The organism is Aquirufa sp. ROCK2-A2 (assembly GCF_054558485.1).
In genome coordinates this window covers 715278-741220 of record NZ_JBPXKA010000001.1, presented here as the reverse complement: position 1 = coordinate 741220, position 25943 = coordinate 715278, and the positions used below count along the sequence as shown (strand labels likewise).

The window sequence follows — 25943 nt, the reverse complement described above, 5'->3', positions numbered from 1 at the left end:
ACTGTTAATCGTAATTTAATACCGGACTAAGCCATTTTTCTACTTCTTTCAACTCCATTCCTTTTCTTTCTGCATAATCGACTACCTGATCTTTCGCAATTTTTCCTAATCCAAAATACGTGCTTTGAGGATGTGAAAAATAAAATCCAGATACAGAAGAGGCCGGGTGCATGGCATAACTTTCGGTTAAATACATCCCAATATTTTCTTCTGCCTGAAGTAAATCAAATAATTTTCTTTTCTCTGTGTGATCTGGACAAGCGGGATATCCAGGAGCTGGGCGAATACCGACATACTTTTCAGCAATCAAATCCTCGCATGTCAAATTCTCCTCAGATGCATATCCCCAATATTCATTACGCACTTTTTCGTGCAATAATTCTGCAAATGCTTCCGCCAAACGATCTGCTAAGGATTTAACCATGATGGAATTGTAATCATCATGCTCTTTTTCATATTTCTCCAACAATGCTTCAATACCAATTCCCGTTGTAACAGCAAACGCACCGATATAATCGGTCACACCTGTTTCTAAAGGGGCGATAAAATCGCTTAAAGCATGATTAGGCAATGAGCTGGCTTTTTGACCTTGTTGACGCAAATGATGTAACCATTCTTTGGAATCCGATGACTCATCTTTTTTCTGAATGTCATACGAAATGCTTTTGTGCGTTCCATGTTTTTCACAAGGAGTCTCTTGTACATTTTCGACAAAATCATGCAAAATAATATCATCTCCAAAGGAATTGGCTGGATAAAAACCCAAAGCCGCATTGGCAGTTAATAATTTTTGATCGATAATTTCTTTCAAAAGCGTTTGAGCATCATCAAAAAGTTTTTTAGCTTCTTGACCAATAATCGCATTATCAAAAATCTTTGGATATTTTCCTGATAATTGCCAGGTAGAGAAAAACGGAGTCCAATCAATATATTTGGCTATTTCCTCCAAAGAATATGCTTTTAAATATTTCACTCCCAAAAATTGTGGAGTTTTTGCTTCAAAACCTGTCCAATCCAAACCACAAGGTTTTTTACGAGCTTCCGCAATACTTAGGTAATTTTTATCCTTTTGACGGGCTGCATGAGAAATTCTCAAAGCCGCGTATTCTTCTTTGATTTCAGTGAATATTTCATTTTGTGTCAATTCACTTTGCAACAATCGACCTGCCACAGGGACAGAACGAGAAGCATCCAATACGTGAATCACTGGCCCTGAATAATGTGGATCAATTTTTACTGCTGTATGAATTCGGGAAGTCGTAGCACCACCAATCAACAAGGGAATGGTAAAGCCCAAACGCTCCATTTCTTTGGCCACATACACCATTTCGTCCAAAGACGGAGTTATCAATCCTGAAAGCCCAATAATATCCACTTGATGTTCCTTAGCCGCAGCCAAGATTTTATCGCAAGACACCATTACTCCCAAGTCAATTACTTCGTAATTATTACAAGCTAAAACAACTCCAACGATGTTTTTTCCAATATCATGCACATCGCCTTTCACTGTAGCTAATAAAATCTTCCCAGCGGATGAGCTCTCTCCTACTTGCTTTTCAGCTTCGATATAAGGCAACAAATAAGCCACCGCTTTTTTCATTACTCGGGCCGACTTAACGACCTGAGGAAGAAACATTTTTCCTTCACCGAATAAATCGCCCACCACATTCATACCGTCCATCAAAGGACCTTCAATCACTTGAATTGGTCGATCTACTAATTTTCTAGCTTCTTCCGTATCTTCATCAATAAACTCGGTTATACCTTTGATCAAGGCATGTTCTAAGCGTTTATTAACAGGTAATTTTCTCCAAGCATCATCGATAACCACCTCTTTACCAGCCGATTTGACGGTTTCCGCATAATTGACCAATTTCTCAGTTGCCTCTGCATTTCGATTCAACAAGACATCTTCGCATAATTCGCGAAGCGCTACTGGAATCTCATCGTACACGCCTAATTGACTCGCATTCACAATACCCATGTCCATTCCAGCTTTGATGGCATGGTATAAAAAGATGGTATGCATGGCTTCACGAACAGGTTCATTACCTCTAAAAGAGAACGAAATATTCGAAACACCCCCGGAAACTTTGGCATGAGGTAAATTTTCCTTGATCCATTTCGTGGCACGAATAAAATCAACCGCATAATTATTATGCTCTTCAATTCCTGTAGCAACCGTTAAAATATTGGGATCAAAAATGATATCTTGAGGAGGAAAACCTACTTGATCCACCAAAATATCATAAGCTCTTTGGCATATTTCAATCCGTCTTTGGTAGGAATCAGCTTGTCCGGCTTCATCAAAAGCCATAACCACCACGGATGCACCATACATTTTCACTTTATTGGCCAATTCAATAAAACGTTCTTCACCTTCTTTTAATGATATGGAATTAACCACCGACTTGCCTTGAACACATTTTAAACCTGCTTCAATCACCTCCCATTTGGAAGAATCGATCATAATCGGCAAACGTGTAATATCTGGCTCAGCCATCAAGAGATTCAAAAATTGAGGCATCATTTTGACACCATCAATCATTCCTTCATCTAAATTTACATCCAATATTTGAGCGCCACCTTCTACTTGCTCTCTAGCTACATCAAGAGCTTCTTCAAACTTTTCTTCCCGAATTAATCGAGCGAATTTTTTAGAACCCGTTACATTACAACGTTCTCCAATATTGACAAAATTGGTTAACTCGGTAATTTCCAAAGGCTCCAATCCAGATAATTTCTGATTCCTTGAAGTTTCAGGTAAATGATGTGGAGGGTATTTAGCAGCAATATCTGCAATTACCTTAATGTGCGCGGGAGTCGTTCCACAACATCCTCCAATGATATTGATAAATCCATTTTGAAGAAAATCTTCAATGATTTCACCCATTTGCTCTGGACTTTGATCATATTCTCCCATTTCATTGGGCAAACCAGCATTGGGGTGAGCGGAAACTAAAAATGGCGATTTATCGGAAAGCGTTTTAACATAAGGACGCATCAAATCGGCTCCTAATGCACAGTTCAATCCAACAGAGAGCAAAGGCATATGGGAAACAGACGTCAAAAATGCTTCTGTTGTTTGTCCAGAAAGCGTTCTTCCCGACGCATCTGTTATCGTTCCAGAAACCATTACGGGTAAGTAAGGTTTTTCTGGATGTTGTTTAAAATATTGATCAATGGCAAACAAAGCTGCCTTGGCATTCAAGGTATCAAAAATGGTTTCCACCAATAATAAATCCGCTCCTCCATCCACTAAACCACGAATTTGTTCGGTATAGGCTTCCACTAATTCATCGAACGTCACGGCACGATATCCCGGATCATTCACATCTGGAGATAATGACAAAGTCCGATTGGTAGGCCCCATAGAACCAGCCACATAACGAGGTTTATCAGGATTTTTACTGGTGAATTCATCCGCAACTTCTTTGGCAATTTTAGCTGATTCGAAGTTTAATTCATACACCAAATCCTCCATGTGGTAATCGGCCATCGCAATGGAAGTACCTGAAAAAGTATTAGTCTCCGCGATATCCGCACCTGCTTCAAAATATTTGGCATGAATTTCTTTGATAACATCCGGACGAGTTATGGATAAAAGATCATTATTTCCCTTCACTTCGTGAGGAAAATCTTTGAATCTTTCGCCTCGGTAATCGGCATCACTTAATTGATATTGTTGAATTAAAGAACCCATAGCACCATCTAAAACTAAAATTCGGTGTTTCAAAAGTTCTGTAATTGGTGTCTTCTGCATAAAATGTTTTAATAAATCTTTGAAATATTCAAAGAAAGCGAATGTACTAATTTGATAATCTTGTAAAGATACGCATTCATAATTACGAATTATGAATTTGAAGAGAGAAAACTGGAAGAGAGAAGAGAGAAAATGGGAAGAGAGAAAATTCTAATTCTTGTTATTCTTTTTGGGAAAATTCTAATTCAGTTGAGTGAACACTCCCGAACACACCCATTTTCTCTCTTCTCTCTTCTCTCTTCTCTCTTTTCTTATCATTCATAATAAATAAATAATACCTAACCCCTCACCAAGTAAAATCCAATTTTCAGCAAATCCTCTGGATGATCGATTCCGATAGTTTCGTATTGGGTTTCAATGGTTTTAATTTGATATCCATTTTGAATCCAACGAAGCTGTTCCAGCGATTCAGCTAATTCCAATGAAGATGGTTTCAATTCACTTAATTCCAATAAAACATCTGCCCGATAGGCATAAAGACCGATGTGCTTAAAATAGCGATGCTTTTTTAACCAATCTTCTTGAGGAATTCCACGCAAATAAGGAATTGTTTGTCTAGAGAAGTACATAGCAAAACCATGTTCATCAATCACTACCTTAGGTGTATTAATGTTAAATAAGGTAGCGTCATCTTTGATTTCCTTGATGAGCGTTAAAATAGGTGCATTACTTCCAAATTCCGATGTAATTTCTTGCAATTGATTAGGATCTATAAAGGGTTCATCCCCTTGAATATTTACTACATAGTCAATTTCTTCATGTAAATTTCTTAAAACCTCTGCACAACGATCCGTTCCAGAAACATGTTTTTCATCCGTCATCATGACCTCAGCTCCTAAACTTTTGGCAAAATCGTAAATGCGTTGATCATCGGTAGCAATGATGATTTTATGCCAACCGGGCAATTGAGAAACACGTTCAAAAGTTCGTTGAATCATTGGTTTCCCTCCTATTTCAACCAAAGGTTTTCCCGGAAAACGAGTAGAAGCAAATCTGGCAGGTATAACCGCCACAACTTTTTTACCCTGCATAGGACTATTTTAATTATGTTTGAAAGAAATTCACCAAATTTGCGAATAATTTACGGGTAAACCTTTCAAATTCCTTGGAAAAAATTTTCAGGCATACATTTCAGCAAAAAGTTTGGAGCATAGGTTATTTTACCTATCACTCAAGCAATTATTTGTGGATAGAAACCCAAAACGAAAATTCATCTGAATGGCACCTACTGTCTTTGTCGGACCAAAAAATCAGCCAAATCCCAACACCTCAAAAATCGTTAACTTGGATTACTAGCCTTGAACAGATAGGTGTTTTCTGCCAAATTAAATCAGGAAAAAACCCTGGCATCCAAGGAATCGAAGCATATGATTTACTAACAGGCGATCTAAGGTATCGAATCGATTGCCAACATTGGTTGGAAATCAAGGGTTTTAACATATTGATAAGTCACGATCAAAAAAGCTTTTGGATCGATTTGCGAAATGGTAAAATGGTGAAAGAAGAAAGTGTCGACTTCGATTCCATTTCCCATGTACCGAAAGCAACAAACCCCCAACATTACGAAGAGAATCAAGAATATTTCAAAGATTTTCAACTTTTTTTCCAGCAAAAATTTCAAGAAAATATTTCCAAAGGAATTGATTATTGGGAAGGTAAAGAGAAGCTGATTTTTTCTTATTATATTTACCATCAAGGTTGGAAAAATTACCTAAAAATCTGCGACTTAGACTTTCATGTAACCCATGTCGAGTTGATCTCAGAAGGTGATTTAATCGGATACAACACGTTCCAAATCATTGAAAACCAAATCGTTTACGTAACTAACAAGCAGCAAATCGTTGTATATGAATACTAAAAAAACTTCCATTATCTTCCTATTCTGCCTTTTATCTACATTTCTTTCTTTGGGAACAACTTTAGATTCTTTGGGTTTAAAAAAAGAAAATAATAAAACCTACATTCTTTACAAATTGGGACCGAAGCAAAGTTTGTTTTCTATTTTAAAGAAATACAACTTATCATTAACTGAATTTAAACAAGTAAATCCTGAAACGGATATCCCAGTTAAAACAGGTGAAATCGTTTATATTCCACTTCATTATTTAGAAGAAAGTCCGAGCATCTTAAAAAACATTGACAAAACGGTCGCTGCTGATAACAACCCCGCTCCTAACACTCCAGAGAAAACAGCAGTATTAAACGATAAAAAAGTCGAGCAATACCATATTGTAAAATCCAAACAAGGATTATTAACCATCGCGAATTTATACAAGGTAAGCATGGCTGATTTGCGCAAATGGAATAACCTAAGCTCCGATAAATTACAAGAAGGACAACGTCTATTGATCCAAGAACCCAATTTAGATAAGACCAATTTATTGCCCAATAAAGCCGAAAAAACGGTTACAGAAGCTAAAATTGATATGACCATTCCGGCCGCGACAGATACAAAAACCGCTGAGTCCAGCAGTTCTGAAGGATTAAAAAAGACCATTGAAAATGGAATTGCTGAATTAATCGATGTACCCGACAATTCAGGTAAATATTTAGCCCTACACAAAACTGCCCCTATCGGGACCTTGGTATTGGTTAAAAACTTGGCAAACAACCAAAGTATTTGGGTGAAAGTAATCGGTCGACTACCTAATTCAGATTCCAAATTGATTATCAAATTATCTCCAAAAGCTTTTGAAAAATTAAATGCCGTTGATAAACGCATTAGGGCTGAAATCAGTTATTTAGTACAATAAAATGGCAAAGAAGAAAAGAGAAATCACAGCTGGTCATATCATATTTGAGATATTTTTCATTTTATCTTATCCATTTATCGCAGTTTTTTCAGCGCTTGTGACCGTCTTGGTTTGGGTATTTTCCTTACCTTCCAAACTGATATCATTGTTTGGAAGAAAATAATATTGGTATGACAAAGGATTTAGCGGAAATTCTAGAAAAGAAATACGCATTCTTTAATCATCAAAGATTTATCGAACACGATCCCATCCAAATTCCCCATCGATTCTCGCTTTTGCAAGACAAAGAAATCATGGGATTTTGGGTTGCCATTTTATCTTGGGGACAAAGAAAAACCATCCTTAACAATGCGCATTTGCTGATTGACTTAATGGATGGTCGCCCATTTGAATTTATCATGCAACACCAAGAAGCGGATTTAAAACGATTTGAGCATTTCAAACATCGAACTTTTCAATACACAGACACCTTATACTTCATTGATTTTTTCAAAAGGCATTATAGCCAACATGAAAGTCTGGAAAGCGCCTTTTTATTGAACCATGATGTTCAGCACGAAAACATCAAAGAATCATTAATCGCATTTCACAACTATTTTTTTGAACCCCATTACGCACCCTCCCGAACCCGAAAACACATTTCAACACCTGCTAGAAACTCAGCCTGTAAACGAATTTGCATGTTTTTAAGATGGTTTGTGAGAAATGATCAGCAAGGAGTTGATTTTGGTTTATGGAAAAAAATCCTTCCAAGCCAATTAATTTGTCCTTTGGATATACATTCACAAACAAGTGCTGAAAAATTAGGACTGATAGAACCAGGACCTGCTAATTGGAAAAAAGCAGTTGAATTAACCAATAAACTAAAAGAATTTGATGAAAAAGATCCAGTTAAATACGACTTTTCATTATACGGTATGGGAATAGAAGCAAAAACCATTTGGGCATGATTATTACAAAAAAAAGCACACCTCAAGGAGAAATTATTTCACTAGAAAATCCTGTAAGTCAAGAAAAGGCCGTTATTAATGCCACGGTAGGCGCGACATTAATTCAATTAGATTTGGCCATAGATGAGCAAATTGAGTCGATAATAGCCTTACCAGGCTCCGAAAAATATGCCTTGGAGGAAAATCCTTATCACCCAAGTGCCTTATTGGCTCCGTGGGTTAATCGGGTTAGAAATGGGAATTATTCATTTTTAGGACGAAACTATCAATTACCCATCAACGAACCATCGTTCGGTAATGCTATTCATGGATTTTTGGCTAGAAAACCCTTTGTACTTAGCCATGAAGAAAGTCATTCAGATTATTGCAAAGCCACATTTTCGTATAAATATGATGGTCAAAGTTTCGAAGGATTCCCATTTGCCTTTACGTTTGATTTAACTTATAACTTATCCGTCAAAGGGAAATTAGAAATACATTTTCATATCCAAAATCAAGGAAAGGAAAAAATGCCCTTTGCTTGTGGCTGGCATCCCTATTTTGGATTTCAAAATACGGATATCCAAGCATGCGAAGTTAAGTTTTCCGCCATTTCAAAATTCATTTCAGATTCACAAATGATACCATTTAAGTCTGAAACAGTTGACTATCAAAAAGGTGCAAAATTGTCGGATGTGCAACTAGATAATGTATTTTTATTAGAAAAAAGCACCTATCACACAAGCGAATTATCCGATTTAATCCATAACAAATCCATATATATTGGCCATTCGAGTGAAATATTTCCCTACTTTGTAGCGTTTGTACCAGAAGGGTATTCCTGCATTGCTTTGGAACCCATGACTGCCAATACAGATGCATTCAATACCTTGGAAGGCTTAATAAGTTTAGAAGCGAAAGAAGAATTCAATGGAAAAGTAGATGTTTGGGTAGGAAAATCAAGCGCAAGTTAGTTTTCAAATAAAGGATTTTTTAAATTTGTCACATGAAAATAAAAGTCTTCATCCTTTTTTTATGTTCAGTCCAATCACTAAGCGCATACTCATACGATTTCAACAAAGTAGATAGCTTAAAATCAAAGTGGAAACAAGATTTTGCGACAGGGATTAATTTAAATCAATCGAGTTTTTCAGACAACTGGAAATCTGGGGGTAGTAATACCTTTGCGACGGGTTGGTATTTAAATCATACGTCTGTCATTACCAACAGTTCGTGGCGATTGAATAGCGACTTGCAAATGCAAATCGGTTTTTTGCAAAACAAAACACAAAGTTTCCGAAAAAATTTAGATCGAATATATTACGAATTTAAAGCAGGTTATCGTTTAGGGCCTAAATGGGATTTTTTTGGTTCTACCAACTTTCAAACACAGTTTTTACAAGGTTTTGAATATGGTAAGAAAAATGCCTTGGGAGTGCCGGTTGATTCATTGGTGTCGAGTTTGTTTGCTCCAGCCTATTTAACGACTTCCTTGGGTTTTGAGGTACATCCTAGTAAATCCTTTTATTCTCGATTTGGTATTGGTTCATTGCGTCAAACGTTTGTTTTTGATGAAAGAATTTCCAGAGCTGGTCTTTTTGGTTTGGAGAAAAAAGGAGATAATATTAGAAATCAGTTTGTATTATCTATTCTGTTTAATATAGAACGTGACATTTTTGAGAATGTGAATTTAAAAGCGAGGTATTCCACCTTGATTGATTATTTCCACGTCAGTCAACCCAACGGTTTTGTACATCGATTTGATGCCAACATTACCATGAAAGTCAACAAATACATCAATGCAAATCTGCAAGCGATATTATTAAAAGATTATGACCAAGATCCCAATTGGCAATTTTCTCAACAAATTTCCATGGGGGTTCAGTATCGATTAACGAGATAGGTGGTCACAATTATCACATCAGCTTCCCTTCAAAGCAACTAATTCAGCAATGTCTTTACTGAGTTGTCGCACTATATTCCATTTGGCATAAGGACGATAAAAAGCCAGACTTACCTCTCGTTCTAGTTTTCCATCACTTAATTCAATCACACGTTCTATTCTTGAAGGATTCAATTGTCCAATATAAAAACCTGGCAAAACGGTTAAACCTTTGAATTCATCCACCAAATTAATCAAGGCATCAAAAGTATTTGCTTCAAATAATAAATTTTGTGGCAATGATTTACTTTTCTTTAAGCCACACAATTGAATGACTTGATCGCGAAGGCAATGACCTTCCTGTAATAAGAAAATTTTCTGATTTGCTAAGTCCGACTTGGAAATCTTGGTTTGCGATTTGGGTAAATGTCCATACAAATGCAATTCCTCTACATACAACAAATTGGTTTCAATTTCATTGGAAGCAATGGGTGTACTTAAAATACCAATGTCTAATTTACCCTCTTTTAAATTTTTCGTCAGTTCCTGAGTTGTTACTTCATATATTTCAAAAACCAATCGCGGATAATTCTCCACCAATGATTTTAACAGCATAGAAATAAAAGAACTAGCTATGGTAGGAATCACTCCTACCTTGATTCGGCCTTCCATCTTTTGATTAATAGTTTTGGAGGAAGCCATTAAGGCATTTGCTTGTGCTACCACTTGCTGGGCATGAAACAATATTTCTCTCCCACTATCGGTGGCTGTAATCGGATTTGCTTTCCGATCAAAAATGACAATGTCCAATTGCTCCTCCAATTTTTTTACCATGGCACTGAGTGTAGCCTGAGTCACATGACAATAATCAGCTGCTTTACTAAAACTTTTAAATTGTTCAACTGCTAGTATGTACTCTAATTGTTGTATATTCATGGATATAGATAATTTCTATAGCAAATATAGAAAAAATCAGTTTTTTCTATAACACTTGATGGTCTAAATTTACCCGTTCAAAAAATCACAAAACTGTATTATTATGAAAAAACTAATCCTATTGTGTGGATTAATCGCATTTAGTGAATTAAACGCACAAGATTACTCATCGGCACACGGAAGTGGTGCAAATCCACATGCTGCAGGAACAAACCCTCACGCAGCCGCAGGTGTAAATCCACATGCAGGCATCAATCCACATACGGGAATGAAAGCCTCCGCTACTACCAATAAAGATTGGTGGCCTAGTCAATTGAACGTAGGTATGCTTCGTCAAAATTCAGAGAAATCAAACCCAATGGGCCCCGATTTCAATTACATCAAAGCTTTCAAAAGCTTAGACTATTTTGCTTTGAAAAAAGATATTGCAGCAGTATTAACTAAATCGCAAGATTGGTGGCCAGCCGACTTTGGAAATTATGGTCCTTTGTTTATTCGTATGGCATGGCATAGTGCAGGAACGTATCGTTCAGGTGATGGACGTGGGGGTGCTAGAGCGGGTCAACAACGTTTTTCTCCGTTAAATAGCTGGCCAGACAATACCAACTTAGACAAAGCACGTCGTTTGCTATGGCCAATCAAACAAAAATATGGCGATAAGATTTCTTGGGCCGACTTAATGGTGTTAACAGGAAATGTATCATTGGAACAAATGGGTTTTAAAACCTTTGGTTTTGCGGGTGGTCGTACAGACGTTTGGGAGCCAGAAGAAAATGTTTATTGGGGTTCAGAGAAAAAATGGTTAGATGATAAAAATCGTTATTCGGGGGATCGTAAATTAGAGAATCCATTGGCAGCGGTTCAAATGGGCTTAATTTATGTAAATCCAGAAGGCCCTAATGGCGTTCCAGACCCAATCGCTTCGGCAAAAGATATCCGTGAGACATTTGGTCGCATGGGAATGAATGATGAAGAAACAGTTGCCTTAATCGCGGGTGGACACACTTTTGGTAAAACGCACGGTGCTGGACCAGCTTCAAATGTTGGTGCAGATCCTGAGGCAGCGGGCATAGAACAACAAGGATTAGGTTGGAAAAGCACCTTTAAATCAGGAAAAGGAAAAGATGCCATTACATCAGGTCTAGAAGTTACTTGGACTTCAACGCCTACGCAATGGGGTATTGGTTATTTACATTTATTATTCAACAACGAATGGTCTCTTGAGAAGAGTCCAGCAGGTGCCAACCAGTGGATTGCAAAAAATAGCGCTAATATCATCCCGGATGCATTTGATAAAAACACTTTCCATAAGCCAACAATGTTAACAACGGATATCGCCTTGCGTGCTGATCCAGCTTATGAGAAGATTTCACGTAATTTCTTAGATAATCCGGAAGTATATGCGAAGGCTTTCGCAAAGGCCTGGTTCAAGTTAACGCACCGTGATATGGGTCCTAGTTCTACATATTTAGGACCAGAAATTCCGAAAGAAGCTTTGATTTGGCAAGATCCAATACCTGCCTTGAATCATGAAGTTATCAATGCACAGGACATTGCAGGTTTAAAAGTGAAATTATTGAATTCTGGTTTATCCATCAGTGAGTTAGTTTCTACGGCGTGGGCTTCAGCGTCGACGTATCGTCACTCAGACCGCCGTGGAGGTGCCAATGGAGCGCGTATTCGTTTATTACCACAACGTAATTGGGAAGTAAACAATCCTAAGCAATTAGAAAAAGTGTTGGCAGTTTTAGATAAAATCCAACAAGATTTCAATGCTAAATCTGGAAAGAAAAAAGTATCCATTGCTGATTTAATCGTATTAGGTGGTTCTGCAGCGGTTGAAAAAGCGGCTGCCAATGCCGGTGTTAAAGTTGCTGTTCCATTTGCACCAGGACGTATGGATGCTACACAAGCTCAAACAGATATTGCTTCGACTAATTTGTTAGAGCCCATGGGTGATGGTTTCCGTAATTATATGAAAACACGTTATACCCTTTCAACAGAAGAAATTTTTGTAGACAAAGCTCAATTATTAACCTTGACTGCACCAGAAATGACTGTATTAACGGGTGGCATGCGTGCATTGCGTACCAATTACAATGGATCTAATCATGGAATTTTCACCAACAAGAAAGATGCTTTAACGAACGATTTCTTTGTTAATTTATTGGAAATGGGTACTACTTGGAAACCAACTGATGAGTCAAAAGAAGAATACGTTGGTAAAAATGAAAAAACAGGTGCGACGGTTGCAACGGCTACTCGTGCTGATTTAATTTTCGGATCTAATTCAGAACTTCGTGCTCTGGCTGAAGTCTATGCTACCAAAGATTCACAAACTAAATTTGTGAAGGATTTTGTAGCAGCTTGGACTAAAGTAATGAATTTAGATCGATTTGATTTGACCTTTAAGTAACAGTTTAGATAGTTTTGATTTTAGGTTTGAAAGGTCGGATTAATTTAGTCCGACCTTTTTTTTATCCTGCTATATATTTCCCTATCCATGGAATTTTCCGAAGCACTAAAACGATTATCCCAGATGTGAATACACAAATAAATGCAGTTAGTGGAATTCCCACGATCGGATGAAGCATGCTGTGGTAAACGCCCAATTTGGCCAAATAATACAAGACCATAATATGTGCCATGTAAATTCCGTAACTGTATTGACTGATGAAAGTTGAAATAGGTTTCAATAACTTAATTTCCAAGGTTTGATATTTGAAAAACAAGAATATACCGATGGTTGAAAGCAAAACTCCCGGAGCAAAATACAAATAGAAGGAACCTTGTAATTGATTGGCTTTGACGGTTTCGATATAGGCTCCCCATAAGGTGATGGCGGAACCCACAAGAATAGCGATAAGCGAAAATTTCAATGCCTTCTTTGGAGCAAATTCTTTCATTCGTAAATAATACCCTAAAATCAAATACCCTAAATAACCTGAAAAATAAGGTAATTTAACCGTCCAACTAAATCCCCAAAATTCCGCATTATTAATCAGCAAACTGATTAACCATATCAATAAGAAATACTCCAATTCTCTTTCGCTAGCTTTTCTTACCCATTTTCCAATAATTGGGATGAAAAGATACAAACCAATCAACATATAGATGTACCAAAAATGATACGAACTATATCCCTGAAATTGTTTGATTACCCATGCGAGTCCATGACTGAAATCAAAATGTTTTCCCCGATATCGAACTTGCCAATTAAAGAACATATAAACGCAATGCCAAAAGAAAAAAGGCACTAAAATGCGTTGAAAACTTTTCTTTAAAAAAACAGGAATTTCTTCTTCTTTCGGCAAAATCAATGCACCTGAAAGCATCACAAAAATAGGCACACAAAACCGAAAAAAGCCATCATAGAAATTAGCTACCCACCAATGTTCCAATGATACCTTCTCAAATTTGAATAAAATATTCACAGAGGAATGAATAATCACCACTGCCAAAGTAGACAGCACCCGTAAATTATCTAGCCAGAGGATGTTTTTGTTGGGAAGCATATTTTTACTGAAGGGAGAGAAGAGAAAGGAGAAAAGAAAATGTTTGATTTGGTTCCTTCCTATTTCTCTCTTCTCCTTTTCTCTTTTCTCATTTTCTCTTTACTCTCTTCTTATACAAACGGTTGCTTATACCACCTTTTACCGGTCGCAGCAAACATAGCATTGGCTACAGCACCGCCTGTTGGAGGTAAAGCTGGTTCACCTAGGCCGGTTGGTGCAATTCCATTATCTACAAAATGCGCTTCAATATTGGGAACTTCATTGCCTCGAATTAATCGATAATCATTGAAATTCTTTTGAACGGGAACACCTTCCACAAATTCCAAATTACCGAACATCGCATGACCGTATCCATCCACAATGGCACCAAAAATTTGATTGGTCGCTCCACTTTTATTAATCACCTCACCGCAATCTGTCACTGCCGTAATATGTGTAATTTGTGGATTTCCATCTTTTACCTTTGCCTCCGCAATTTGAGCTACATAGGACAAATGGGAGAAGTATACACTAAAACCTTGCTTCACTCCCGCTTTCTTTTTCCATTGCGCCTTCTCCGCAACCTCTTGGATCACTTTGATAAATCGATCTGGCTCGTAAGTAATCTTGCCCACCGGATTCGTTTTGGCACGCTCCAACCAATCCAATCGCATTTGAATCGGATCTTTACCCGATTTCTCCGCTACTTCATCCAAAAATGCCTGTTCCGCATAGGCTAAGAAATTGGTAATCGGTGCTCTCCAAGGACCCGTAGTGATGGCTGAATTTTGATTCACCGATTCAATTAATACATTTTCGATAGCCCCTACAGGGAAATTATCCTGACGAACATTGTTTCCTGCATTTAAGCCCACTCCTCTAAGATAATAAGCACTTACATTTCCTTTTTCATCTATCCCCGCTTTGAAGTGATAACGAACCGCCGGACGATAGGTTCCACCGGTCAAATCATCTTCTCGCGTCCAAATCACTTTAACCGCTTTCTTAATCATCTTGGAAAGTTCAGCCGCTTCCAACGCATAATCATTGCTCAAACGACGACCAAAGCCTCCACCCATTTTTGTCAATTCAACTTGAACCGCACTTTCTGGGACACCGACCAAAGCGGCAACTGCCTTTTGTGCCGATTGTGGAACCTGTGTGGGTCCAGCTAAAAAGACTTCTTTTTCTCTGACATCCGCAAAAAAGTTCATGGGTTCCATTGGGCTATGCGGGATGAATGGACATTCATACGTCGCCTCCACTATTTTAATGGCTTTAGCAAAAGCTGCATTGAAATCTCCATCTTTGCGTTGAACCGTCGCTTTATCGCTTTTCATTCCAGCATCAAACCATTGTTGATGCGTCGAATTACTTTCTTTGGTCACTGGAAAATCATATTCACAAATTAACCTCTTACGGGCTTGCATGATTTCCCATGTACTTTTACCTACAATAGCTACTTTATTTTTGAAGCTTACTACTTCAATGATTCCTGGCATGGATAACACACTTTCGGCTTTGAAGCTTTTCAATGTACTACCAAAAGACGGCGGACGCACAATTTGAGCATAAACCATTCCTTCTTTTTTGTAATCAATCCCAAATAAGGGTTTCCCGCTTAGCAAATTCTTGTTATCAACTCCCTTGACAAAACTGCCAATCAATTGATAATCTTTTCTGTTTTTATAATCAATTTCCGTCGGAATTGGCAACTTTTTAGCTGTTTCAACCAATTGACCATACGCTATTTTTTGTCCCTTGTTAGGTCCAATGACAAACCCTTTGGCTGTTTTACAAAGCTTAGCATCTACATTCCATTCCTGCGCTGCTGCATTCACAAACAACTGTCGAGCCGTGGCACCCGCTTTTCGCAATCGATCCCAAGAATGTTTCAAGGCGCCACTTCCACCCGTTAATTGTCTTTCAAAATTAACCGTATCCAAATTGGCCTGAACCACTTCCACATTTTTCCAATCTACATCCAACTCTTCTGCCACAACAATCGGAAATGCAGTTTTGATCCCTTGTCCAATCTCCGGATTGGGAGAATATAAAATTATTTTTCCCATCTGATCAATGGACAAAAATGCATTAAATCGGCCAGCATCAGCTGCTGCACTTGCCATGCTTACCGGACTAGCCTTTGCTCCAAACCAATCAAAACCCAGTGACAAAGCGGAAGTCAATAGGGCCGTATGTTGTATAAACGATCTTCTCGAAGTTTTCATCCTTATTTCTTTTTAGAGGTGTTTTGTGCAATTTCAGAAGCTCTTTTCACAGCTTTGTGGATGCGGTGATAAGTACCACATCGACAAATATTCCCAGACATTCCATCCGAAATTTGTTGATCAGATGGCTTAGGATTATTCTTTAACAAAGCCGCAGCGGTCATCATTTGTCCAGCTTGGCAATATCCACATTGGGGGACATCCAATTCATCCCAGGCGACTTGAACCGGATGTTTGGCTTGTGCATCCAATCCTTCAATGGTGGTGATTTTACCCCCTTTGACAGAAGATATTGGCATCACGCATGAGCGAATTGCCTCACCATTTAACCAAACTGTACATGCACCGCATTGAGCAATCCCACAACCATATTTGGTACCTGCCAAATCTAAATGCTCGCGTAAAACCCATAATAAAGGAGTATTTGGATCTATCTCCAAACTCACTTTTTTCTGATTAACTGTTAATTCAATCTTTTCCATTCCTAAGGCTATTTGATGAACTATTTTTTACGTTTTTTCTTTGTCTCTTGTATAATTTCTTTGATGCGCAAATTTCTAAAGCGCAACTCAGATCCATGTCCTAAAAACCCAATATGTCCCGTTTTGTTTAATAATCCAGGATGTTCTTTGTGATCGGGTGTTCCATTTTTGGTCGCCTCTGCAATATCTCCATCAACAATGACTTCGCCATTCAAAATGACTTTGATGTGATTTCCTTCTGCAATAACTTCCTCTGAATTCCATTCGCCTACGGGTTTTAAAAAACCTAATTTAGCAGGAATAATTCCATACACAGAACCATGGTATTGATAAGCTTGTAGATTGGCATAAACAGGTGCTGTATTATCCAAAATTTGCAATTCCATACCTTTATAAGCTGCATCGCCGTCCAATGGAGCACGAATACCTAATCCATTGTTCGCACCAGGTGTCAATTGAAAGTCGAATTTCATATGGAAATCACCATATTCTTTTTTGGTGTACAAATTTCCTTTACCTCCTCTGCTTGGATATATGGCCAATTCGCCATTTTCAGGTACATAATCTGTTGTATTTCCTGTCCAATTAAACAGACTACTTCCGTCAAACATGGGCTCAAATCCGGCTTGTTTTTCTTCATCAGAAAGGATATAAGATTTTTGAGGAGCTAATTCTTTCACATAAATATTGCGGTAGGTGATGTGATTCCCATGTGCTTGTAATTCAATGGCATCTGCTGGGAAAATTGGATTCTTGCGGTCCCAATAATTTTCCAAAATGGTATTATCCACTACTTTTTCACCATTTAAATACACCGTTACACGTTCCCCTTGCATGATAATGTGAAATGTATTCCATTCATCAATGGCATTATCCGCCACCTTCAATGGCTTAGATGGATTAATTTGGTTATTGTACAAACCACCTGAACCTACTTGAGCACCGACATTGACACGGGCCAAATCCCACACTTGAACTTGGGGTGAACCTCTTAAATAAATACCTGCGTCTCCATCTTTTTCAATTTTCCAATCTACATACATTTCAAAATCTTGGTAATCTTTGGTTGAGCAAAGATTATCTCCATGTCCCGTAAAATGTAATTCGTCATTTTTTACATACCAACCTTTGTACATGATTTCATCCGCTTTCTTTTGTAATAAAGCCAAGGTATCCGCCTTCATCAATCGGCGCTTTACGGGATTAGCTACTAAACCTTTCCAACCCGATAAATCCACTCCATTAAACATGGAATAAAAACCACGATCCGAAGCTGTTCCGGCAATTGCTTTTTGAGCGGCAGCGCGTCTTTCTGGGTTCGAAAGCGCTGGCAATGCTTCTTGAAGCCACTCTTTGGTCATTTGACTTTGCAAGTCTTTATTCGCTGAATATACCGCCAACAAACCTTCCGCTGCGGTTTCTTTCATGCCAGGTTCTTTTAAACCTTTGTACAAAACACGCAAAGAACTTAGGGTATTGTTTTTAGCCAAATACTCGTACACATTTTCCCTTGTTTCAAAGTTTTTACTCAAATCCAATGCATTTCTAAAACGTAGAACTTGCTGAGTGGGATTTTGAAACGATTTGGAAGTTACATTCACAAAAGCTGCAATGGCATCTTCGTTCAAGGTTTTCTTGGAAACTGTGTATAACCAATCCAATGCTTCTACCTCTTTTACGTAAGGTACCCAATTCAAAGCTTGTTTCGATTTAAGCGCATAGGAAGTAATTTTACCTGAATTACCTGGCGTTTTCAATATTTGAACCATACAAGCCTGTAAACTTTTTAATTCATCTGCTTGGGTACAAATCGACAATTTATCTGCAATGATATCAAAATCACGGCCATCTACCCATTTGGAAAGAACAGAATAAGCTGCCGCTCTGGTTTTGTCGTTGGATTGCACCGCTTTCCAAATTTCTGTTTTTACAGCAGGCCATTGGCGAGAAGAACCGTAGATCAACAACATTGATTTTTGACTAGCACTTAACGACGAGTATTTTTTAAATTGAGCACTTAAAAAATCATTGGCACTCACTGTCGTTAAAGCCCCACCCACCAACATCGGATCTAAATCTTCTCGAGCCGCCATGTTCCATACTTTAGCTAAAGCTGCTTCCTTTTGAAGAATCAATAAACTTTTTGCTACTTGACTATTCAATGCCAAACTCCCTGTCACATTGTTTAGGTAATCCAAGGTCCAAGTAGCTTTTTGTAAAGCAGCAAATTCCACAAACTTGCTTTTCTTTTCTTCATTCCACGTTTTGAATGTTTGTGCCAAACCTAAAACATCTTTTTTACTTCCTAACTTGAAATATTTCTTCAAAGCAGAAATTCCAATTTCTAAATTGGATTGACTGTAAATCTTCAATAATTCCGCTGTTGGATTGGTCGATAATTGAGCAATACTTGTCAAGATTTTACTTGTCAATGCCTCATCCAATTTGGCATCTTTATTGGCTAATATTGCTTTTAAAGCCTTGGCGTCTTTGGTTAATGTTAAGAATTGTATATAGGCATCCGTTGCATGGATAGGATCAAACGAGAAATTCACTTTCTTGGCCTCTTGAGCAAGTAGTTGAGCCGAAGCACTTTGGCCCAACTTCGACAAAGCCTTTAAAATTACTTGATTAACTCTAGAATCCGATTGAGGATACAAAGCCTGAATTTTACTTGCCGCTGCTGTTAATTGAATATCCGTTAAAGCTTGAATCGCATGAATTTGGGTACTGGCATCTTTCGACTCCAAGGCTCCTAAAAGGGCAATTGCCACTTTATCTTTGGAATAAGGATATAATTTAGAAAGTGTTCTTGCGGCAGGTCCTGCCAAATAGGTGTTTTTCAAATAAGGAACAATCATCTCCACCGATTCGGCTTGCCCGATGGATTGTAAAGCCTGCATGGCACGTTGTTGTTGCGCCACATCGTTCGACTCTTGAATGATTTTCAAATTGGCTTGAACACGTGAATTGCGTTCTGCATCATTCACATAGACAGGTGCATTCGATTTTTGAGCTTGCGCAACTAAACTTGATGAATTAGCAAAAAGTAAGCCAGCGCCTAAAAGCAATGTTATTTTTATCGTTTTCATTTCATTACATAGTATAAGGTGCACGCATCGGTTGATCGATTAATCGGTTGGCTTCTTCATCACCAACAAATTGCTGCGTTTGTGGATCAAATTTCAAGTTACGGCCTAATCGCATGGCGATTAATCCTAAATTTACCACAGTGCAAGATTTATGTCCATTTTGATCATTCAAAGCAAAGGTTTTTCTATTTTTAACAGAGTCTACAAAATCCGTTTGTTGATCCACTGGTTCTGGAAATTCGGCTAATTTTCTTTCAAAATCAGGAATATCACATTTGAAATTGCGGAACAATTTCCCTTTTGGACCTTCTATATAGGCCACTTTTTCATCTTTGGCTTCTCCATCTAACACGATTTGGCAACCATCTGCATACGTGTAAGTAATTCTTCGAAAGGTTCCCACCGCATCTGCATCTTGCACGGGTGCATCTACTTCAATGTACACAGGACTTGTATCATCTTTTCCTAAGAAATATTGAATCGGATCGATGTAATGTTGACCCATATCTCCCAAAGCTCCTCCATCATAATCCCAATATCCTCGGAAAGTTTGATGAGTACGATGTAAACTATATGGTTTATATGGAGCTGGTCCCAACCAACGATCATAATCCAATTCAGGAGGAACGGGTTGAGCCTGTAAATCCGTTTTACCTACCCAATAAAACTTCCAATCGAAACCTGTATGCTTACTGATGGTCACTTTCAAAGGCCAACCCAACATACCAGAATCAACTAATTTTTTGATAGGTTTCACGGTTGTATTCATTCCGTAAAAATTACTTTCAAATCGAAACCATGTATTTAAACGAAAAATTCGGCCATGTTGTTGAACCGCTTCTGTCACTCTTTTTCCTTCTCCGATGGTCCGAGTCATCGGTTTTTCACACCAAATATCTTTCCCTGCTTTGGCTGCATCGGCTGCCATGATTCCGTGCCAATGAGGTGGAGTGGCAATGTGAACAATGTCCACTTCTGGCAATTGAATCAATTCACGGTAATCAGAAAAAGACTTCACTCCTTTTTCTACCCGATCCAATCCTAATTGCAAATTTTTGGTATCCACATCACACATGGCGACTACCCGTGTTCCTGCATAAGGAATATGCCCTCTTCCCATTCCCCCTGTTCCAATAATTCCTTTGGTTAATTGATCACTAGGAGCTAAATAGCCTTTCCCTAAGACATGACGTGGCACAATACTAAAAGCTGCCAATCCAAGAGCTGAGCTCCCTAAAAACTTTCTACGTGAAATTTCCATAATTAATTAAGCTTAAGCTTACAAGTTAGAATTTTTTTTATAAAAATTTAGACTTCTCTATGGGCTAATTACTTACATTTGAAAATTCAAAACAATCAAACATGAAAAAAATACTTTTTAGCCTATTATTAGCATTCCCTTTTGCCCTTTTTTCTCAATCAAACTGCCCCGAACAAGTGGGGGTTCAATTGTACAGTTTTCGAAATGAAATCCCCAAAGATGTTCCTGGAACCATTGCCAAAATAGCCGCCATGGGCTTCAAAAAAGTGGAATTCTCAGGCACATATGGATTGAGCCTTCCAGAATACAAAAAATTAATGGATCAAAATGGTTTGAAAGTCATTGCGGTCGGTGCCGATTTTGGTGAATTACAAGATCCCATCAAACGCAAAGAAATCATGGACCGCGCCAAATTTTTGGGTTCAAGTTATATTATCACCTATTGGATTGGTCACAATGGAAATGAATTTGGTATTTCAGATGTCAACAAAACCGTTCAGGTATTCAACGAGGCTGGAAAAGAATTTGCCAAAAATGGTTACCAATTCTTGTACCATGTGCATGGCTATGAATTCAGACCTTACAAATTGGGCTATTTGATGGATGAATTGATTCAAAAGACTGATCCCAAATATGTGAACTATGAAATGGACATTTATTGGGTATTCCATCCGGGACATAACCCTGCCCTTTGGTTACAAAAATACCCAACTCGTTGGAAGGCTTTGCACGTCAAAGACCGTAGAATTGGCACTCCAGGAAATCAATTTGGATCAAGTGATGTAGAAAATGATGTAACAGTGGGAACAGGAGAATTGAACATGAAAGACATTATGGAAATTGCCAAAAAGAATGGAATTAAACATTACATGATCGAAGACGAATCTTCTAGATCCATGCAGCAAGTTCCTGAAACAGTGAAGTTTTTAAGCTCGTTTTTCTAAAAACGAATGTTGATTAGGGTATCCGGTTTGCTATACCGTGTAACCTGAACGGCTAATTCACCAGATTTTTTCTTCAATCGTTGGGGAACTGCGACTTGATCGAAAAAATCTGGTTTGGCTAAATACAAATCCATTTTTTTACGACCTGTTTTTTCTTTGACCACTAAAATATAATGAATTTCACTTCTATTGGAAGGATCGGCAAATTTCTTGCGAATCACGCCATCCAGTTCCATTTCACGAATTTCACTTTCCGTATCATACATTTTTTCTGCCCAAAGTTTCGGTAAATACATCTGCAACAATAAACCCACTGCTCCCACCAAAAACAACGTAGAGGTAAAGTTTTTCATTCCAAAAACAGATGTCGAATTACCTGAACTTGACCCACCACCCATGTTACCAAACAAGGGCATTTTGAGTTTTTTTCGGGGCGCTCTTCGCGGCGGTATTGGATTTTCAGACATGTCTTTCAAATTGGGAACACAAATGAAAGGAATTTTGGGGCAACATCAAAAAATAGGGAAGAGGTAAGAGTAGAGTCGACCCTTGCGGTCGACTTAGGTAAGAGGTAAGAGGTAAGAGTAGAGTCGACCCTTGCGGTCGACTTAGGTAAGAGGTAAGAGAGAAAAGTTTTTTTTCGATTAATTACCAGAAAATAGCATAGATAAAATTTCAAAGTGGTAAATTGCGTTTTATATTTAAACACCGCCGAGTAGAGGCACATAATTGAACCAATGATTTCATTAATCAGTAAAACAGTAACCAAGATATTTGGAACAAAATCGGAAAGAGACATAAAGGCTATTTTACCGATTGTAGAGAATATTAAAGCTGAATATGCCCTTTTATCTTCCATTTCGGATGATCAATTGAGATATAAAACAACTGAATTCAAAAGTAGAATCAACGATTTTTTAGCTGATATCGATTCGCAAATACATCAATTGCATGAGCAAGGTCAAGCGACCGATGATGTAGATGAGAAAGATCAATTTTTTCAACAAATTGATAAATTACAGGAAGATCGTAATAAACAATTGGAAGTTGTGTTGATGGAAATCCTTCCACAAGCCTTCGCCGTAGTCAAAGAAACCGCCAGAAGATTTACCGAAAATAAAAAATTAGTCGTTCAAGCGACCACACAAGATAAATTCATCGCCTCCAAAAAATCCAATGTAGTCATTGAAGGCGAACAAGCCATTTGGCACAATCAATGGAATGCGGCTGGGAATACCATCACTTGGGACATGGTGCATTATGATGTGCAGTTGATTGGTGGTATTGTCTTACACCAAGGCAAAATTTCCGAAATGGGTACGGGGGAAGGTAAAACCTTGGTTTCTACGCTTCCATCCTATTTAAATGCCTTGGCAGGAAGAGGTGTTCACTTGGTAACGGTGAATGATTACTTAGCCAAACGTGACTCAGAATGGAACGCTCCTTTGTTTGAATTCCATGGTCTAACGGTCGATTGCATCGACAAACATGATCCCAATACTGAAGCAAGAAGAAATGCGTACATGGCCGATATCACATATGGAACCAATAATGAATTTGGTTTTGATTATTTGCGTGATAATATGGCGAGAAACATCGAAGATCAAGTACAAAGACCCCATCATTTTGCTATGGTGGATGAGGTGGATTCCGTGTTGATTGATGATGCAAGAACACCTTTGATCATTTCTGGACCCGTTCCTAGAGGTGATGAACAAGAATTTGAGTCCTTCAATCCGAGAGTTCAAAAATTAGTTGATGCGCAAAAGCAAATCGTACAAAACTTTTTAGTGGAGGCCAAAAAGCAAATTACCTCCGGCGATAAAAAAGAAGGTGGTTTAGCTTTGTTTAGAGCCTATAGAGGTTTGCCGAAATCCAAACCTTTGATCAAATTCTTATCGGAAAGTGGCAATAAACAATTGTTGAACGAAACAGAATCCATCTATTTAGCAGAAAACCAAAAATTGATGCCGCAAGCAGATGCTCCTTTGTTGTTCACCATTGAAGAAAAAAACAATCAAGTTGAATTGACAGAAAAAGGTTTGGAATTCATGAGTGGCAACACCGAAAATCCAGACTTCTTCGTTTTACCCGATTTGTCCATTGATTTGAATAAAATTGAGAAAAACACTTCTTTAAATGATGCCGAAAGATTAACGCAAAAAGAGCAATTGATTCGTGAATACAATGAAAAAGCGAGTCGTATTCATACCGTCAATCAATTATTAAAAGCTTATACCCTATTTGAAAAAGATACCGAATACATCACGGTAGAGGGCAAAGTAAAAATTGTAGATGAGCAAACGGGTCGTGTGATGGAAGGCCGCCGCTATTCAGATGGTTTGCACCAAGCGATTGAAGCTAAAGAAGGCGTGAATGTGGAAGATGCGAGTCAGACCTATGCGACCATCACCTTGCAAAACTATTTCCGTATGTACCACAAATTAGGTGGTATGACCGGTACAGCCGAAACTGAAGCGGGCGAATTTTGGACCATATACAAATTGGATGTGGTGTCTATTCCAACCAACAGATCCATTCAACGTAAAGATCACGAAGATAAAGTGTACCGAACGGTACGTGAAAAATACAATGCCGTAGCTGAAGAAATTCAAGCTTTGGTACAAGAAGGAAGACCTGTTTTGGTGGGTACAACCTCTGTGGAAAACTCTGAATTATTGAGTCGATTATTAACTATCCGCAAAATTCCACACAATGTATTGAATGCCAAACAACATGCCAGAGAAGCGGAAATTGTAGCTGAAGCTGGACAATCGGGTAAAGTAACCATTGCTACCAACATGGCTGGCCGTGGAACGGATATTAAATTGAGTCCGGAATCCAAAGCTGCAGGTGGTTTGGCCATCATCGGTACAGAAAGACATGAGTCTCGCCGTGTCGACAGACAATTAAGAGGTCGTGCGGGACGTCAAGGAGACGTGGGATCTTCTCAATTCTTTGTGTCATTGGAAGATAATTTGATGCGTTTATTTGGTTCTGACCGAATAGCAAAAGTGATGGACCGTTTGGGCATGGAAGAAGGCGAAGTGATTCAACATTCCATGATTACCTCATCCATTGAACGAGCGCAAAAGAAAGTAGAAGAAAATAACTTTGGTATTCGTAAAAGATTGTTGGAATATGACGATGTTATGAACTACCAACGTAATGCCATTTACAAGCGTCGTCAAAATGCTTTATTTGGTGAAAGATTATCGTTGGACATCATCAACACCTTGTTCGATGTGTGTCAGGATTTATCAACCAACTTCACGAGTTACGAAGAATTGGAATTGAAAGTCATTGATTTATTGGGCATGGAGCCACCATTTGGTGCGGATGAATTCAATAAATTATCGACGGATAGCAAAACAGAAAAGTTATTTACGGCAGCGGAGGCACATTATAAAGCTAAAAATGAAATGATTGCCAATCAGGTCATTCGCGTAGCACAAGAAGCTATTCGTCAAGGATTTTCAGGGATTCAAGTTCCGATTAGCAATGGCAATTGGATGACTGGCATAGTGGTAGATGCGCAAAAGACCTTGGATTCCAAAGGAAAAGAAGTGGTGACAGAAATGGAGAAATTCATTACCTTGACTTTGATTGACCAAGAGTGGAAAGAGCATTTACGTGAGATGGACGATTTAAAACAATCGGTTCAAAATGCGGTATTTGAACAAAAAGATCCACTATTGATTTACAAATTTGAGGCGGTTAACTTATTCCAACGCTTTGTGGCGAGGGTGAATAGTGACACCATTAGTTTTGTGTTGAAAGCGGAAATACCGGAGGTTCATGAAACCAACCAAGCAGCCAAAGCACCGAAAGAAAAGGCTCCGAAATTAAAAACCAGCAAAGACGAGGCATTGTCTTCTTTATTGGGCGGATTAGCTAGTCAAGGCGGAGGAGAAGAACCCGAATATTACGAAACACAGGAAAGAAGCGCAGAGAGAGTTGCACCTCGTCAGGCCATCAAAATTGCAGACAGAAATCAGCGCGTCACCGTTCAATACAAAGACGGATCAATCAAAGAAAACGTGAAGTACAAGGTAGTTGAACAAGACGTAGAAAGCGGCAATGCGGTGGTGATCGCGTAGAAGAGTAACGAAAAGAGAAGAGAGAAGAGAGAAGAGAGAAAAAGTGTTGGCTGTGGCTATCGAAGCCCCACCAAAA

Annotated in this window: 18 protein-coding genes; 9 read left to right on the top strand and 9 right to left on the bottom strand. The window is 38.4% G+C overall.

The features are described from left to right. Positions 1-4: 4 nt before the first annotated feature. Positions 5-3763, bottom strand: a complete 3759-nt coding sequence (gene metH, locus V7S76_RS03185) for a methionine synthase (protein ID WP_459508566.1) — start codon at positions 3761-3763, stop codon at positions 5-7. A 278-nt stretch (positions 3764-4041) separates the two neighbouring features. Further along, on the bottom strand, positions 4042-4794 hold the full coding sequence (gene kdsB, locus V7S76_RS03180) for a 3-deoxy-manno-octulosonate cytidylyltransferase (protein WP_459508565.1): 753 nt from the start codon (positions 4792-4794) through the stop codon (positions 4042-4044). A 74-nt stretch (positions 4795-4868) separates the two neighbouring features. Between kdsB and V7S76_RS03175 the strand changes: the two genes are divergently transcribed. Genes V7S76_RS03175 through V7S76_RS03150 form a run of 6 tightly spaced genes read left to right on the top strand, consistent with a single transcriptional unit; the run spans position 4869 to position 9348 of the window. Further along, positions 4869-5621: a hypothetical protein gene (locus V7S76_RS03175; RefSeq protein WP_459508564.1), complete on the top strand. Its 753-nt coding sequence runs from the start codon at positions 4869-4871 to the stop codon at positions 5619-5621. Beyond that, entirely contained in the window at positions 5611-6516 is a 906-nt protein-coding gene (locus V7S76_RS03170) for a septal ring lytic transglycosylase RlpA family protein (RefSeq protein WP_459508563.1), read from the top strand. The genes V7S76_RS03175 and V7S76_RS03170 overlap by 11 nt, the downstream gene beginning before the upstream one ends. Position 6517: 1 nt before the next feature. Further along, positions 6518-6679, top strand: coding sequence for a hypothetical protein (locus V7S76_RS03165; protein WP_459508562.1), 162 nt, complete (start codon positions 6518-6520; stop codon positions 6677-6679). A 7-nt stretch (positions 6680-6686) separates the two neighbouring features. Then, positions 6687-7466: a TIGR02757 family protein gene (locus tag V7S76_RS03160; RefSeq protein WP_459508561.1), complete on the top strand. Its 780-nt coding sequence runs from the start codon at positions 6687-6689 to the stop codon at positions 7464-7466. Then, positions 7463-8419: an aldose epimerase family protein gene (locus V7S76_RS03155; protein ID WP_459508560.1), complete on the top strand. Its 957-nt coding sequence runs from the start codon at positions 7463-7465 to the stop codon at positions 8417-8419. The genes V7S76_RS03160 and V7S76_RS03155 overlap by 4 nt, the downstream gene beginning before the upstream one ends. Positions 8420-8451: 32 nt before the next feature. Continuing rightward, a complete protein-coding gene (locus V7S76_RS03150; RefSeq protein ID WP_459508559.1) occupies positions 8452-9348 on the top strand; it encodes a DUF3078 domain-containing protein in 897 nt (298 codons plus the stop codon). Between the two features lie 18 nt (positions 9349-9366). Here V7S76_RS03150 and V7S76_RS03145 read toward each other — a convergent pair whose 3' ends face one another. Continuing rightward, complete coding sequence (locus V7S76_RS03145; protein ID WP_459508558.1) at positions 9367-10263, bottom strand: LysR family transcriptional regulator; 897 nt, start codon at positions 10261-10263, stop codon at positions 9367-9369. Positions 10264-10531: 268 nt separating this feature from the next. On the opposite strand from V7S76_RS03145, the gene katG reads away from it, so the two are divergent. Continuing rightward, positions 10532-12679, top strand: a complete 2148-nt coding sequence (gene katG / locus V7S76_RS03140; protein WP_459508610.1) for a catalase/peroxidase HPI — start codon at positions 10532-10534, stop codon at positions 12677-12679. A gap of 61 nt (positions 12680-12740) precedes the next feature. On the opposite strand, the gene V7S76_RS03135 is transcribed toward katG, so the two are convergent. The 5 genes from V7S76_RS03135 to V7S76_RS03115 all read right to left on the bottom strand — a co-directional run bounded on the left by V7S76_RS03135 (position 12741) and on the right by V7S76_RS03115 (position 20823). Beyond that, positions 12741-13778, bottom strand: a complete 1038-nt coding sequence (locus V7S76_RS03135) for an acyltransferase (protein WP_459508557.1) — start codon at positions 13776-13778, stop codon at positions 12741-12743. A 110-nt stretch (positions 13779-13888) separates the two neighbouring features. Beyond that, a complete protein-coding gene (locus V7S76_RS03130) occupies positions 13889-15988 on the bottom strand; it encodes a xanthine dehydrogenase family protein molybdopterin-binding subunit (RefSeq protein ID WP_459508556.1) in 2100 nt (699 codons plus the stop codon). 2 nt (positions 15989-15990) lie between these two features. Then, positions 15991-16470: a (2Fe-2S)-binding protein gene (locus V7S76_RS03125; protein WP_459508555.1), complete on the bottom strand. Its 480-nt coding sequence runs from the start codon at positions 16468-16470 to the stop codon at positions 15991-15993. Between the two features lie 20 nt (positions 16471-16490). Continuing rightward, complete coding sequence (locus tag V7S76_RS03120; RefSeq protein ID WP_459508554.1) at positions 16491-19562, bottom strand: family 16 glycoside hydrolase; 3072 nt, start codon at positions 19560-19562, stop codon at positions 16491-16493. Between the two features lie 4 nt (positions 19563-19566). Beyond that, positions 19567-20823, bottom strand: coding sequence for a Gfo/Idh/MocA family oxidoreductase (locus tag V7S76_RS03115; protein ID WP_459508553.1), 1257 nt, complete (start codon positions 20821-20823; stop codon positions 19567-19569). Positions 20824-20924: 101 nt separating this feature from the next. Here V7S76_RS03115 and V7S76_RS03110 point away from each other — a divergent pair, with 101 nt between their 5' ends. Then, a complete protein-coding gene (locus V7S76_RS03110) occupies positions 20925-21767 on the top strand; it encodes a sugar phosphate isomerase/epimerase family protein (protein WP_459508552.1) in 843 nt (280 codons plus the stop codon). On the opposite strand, the gene V7S76_RS03105 is transcribed toward V7S76_RS03110, so the two are convergent. After that, positions 21764-22234 (bottom strand): hypothetical protein, encoded by a 471-nt coding sequence (locus V7S76_RS03105; RefSeq protein WP_459508551.1) that lies wholly within the window; start codon positions 22232-22234, stop codon positions 21764-21766. The two genes, V7S76_RS03110 and V7S76_RS03105, sit on opposite strands and share 4 nt — an antisense overlap. A 270-nt stretch (positions 22235-22504) precedes the next feature. Between V7S76_RS03105 and secA the strand changes: the two genes are divergently transcribed. Beyond that, positions 22505-25867: a preprotein translocase subunit SecA gene (gene secA / locus V7S76_RS03100; RefSeq protein WP_459508550.1), complete on the top strand. Its 3363-nt coding sequence runs from the start codon at positions 22505-22507 to the stop codon at positions 25865-25867. Positions 25868-25943: the final 76 nt, after the last annotated feature.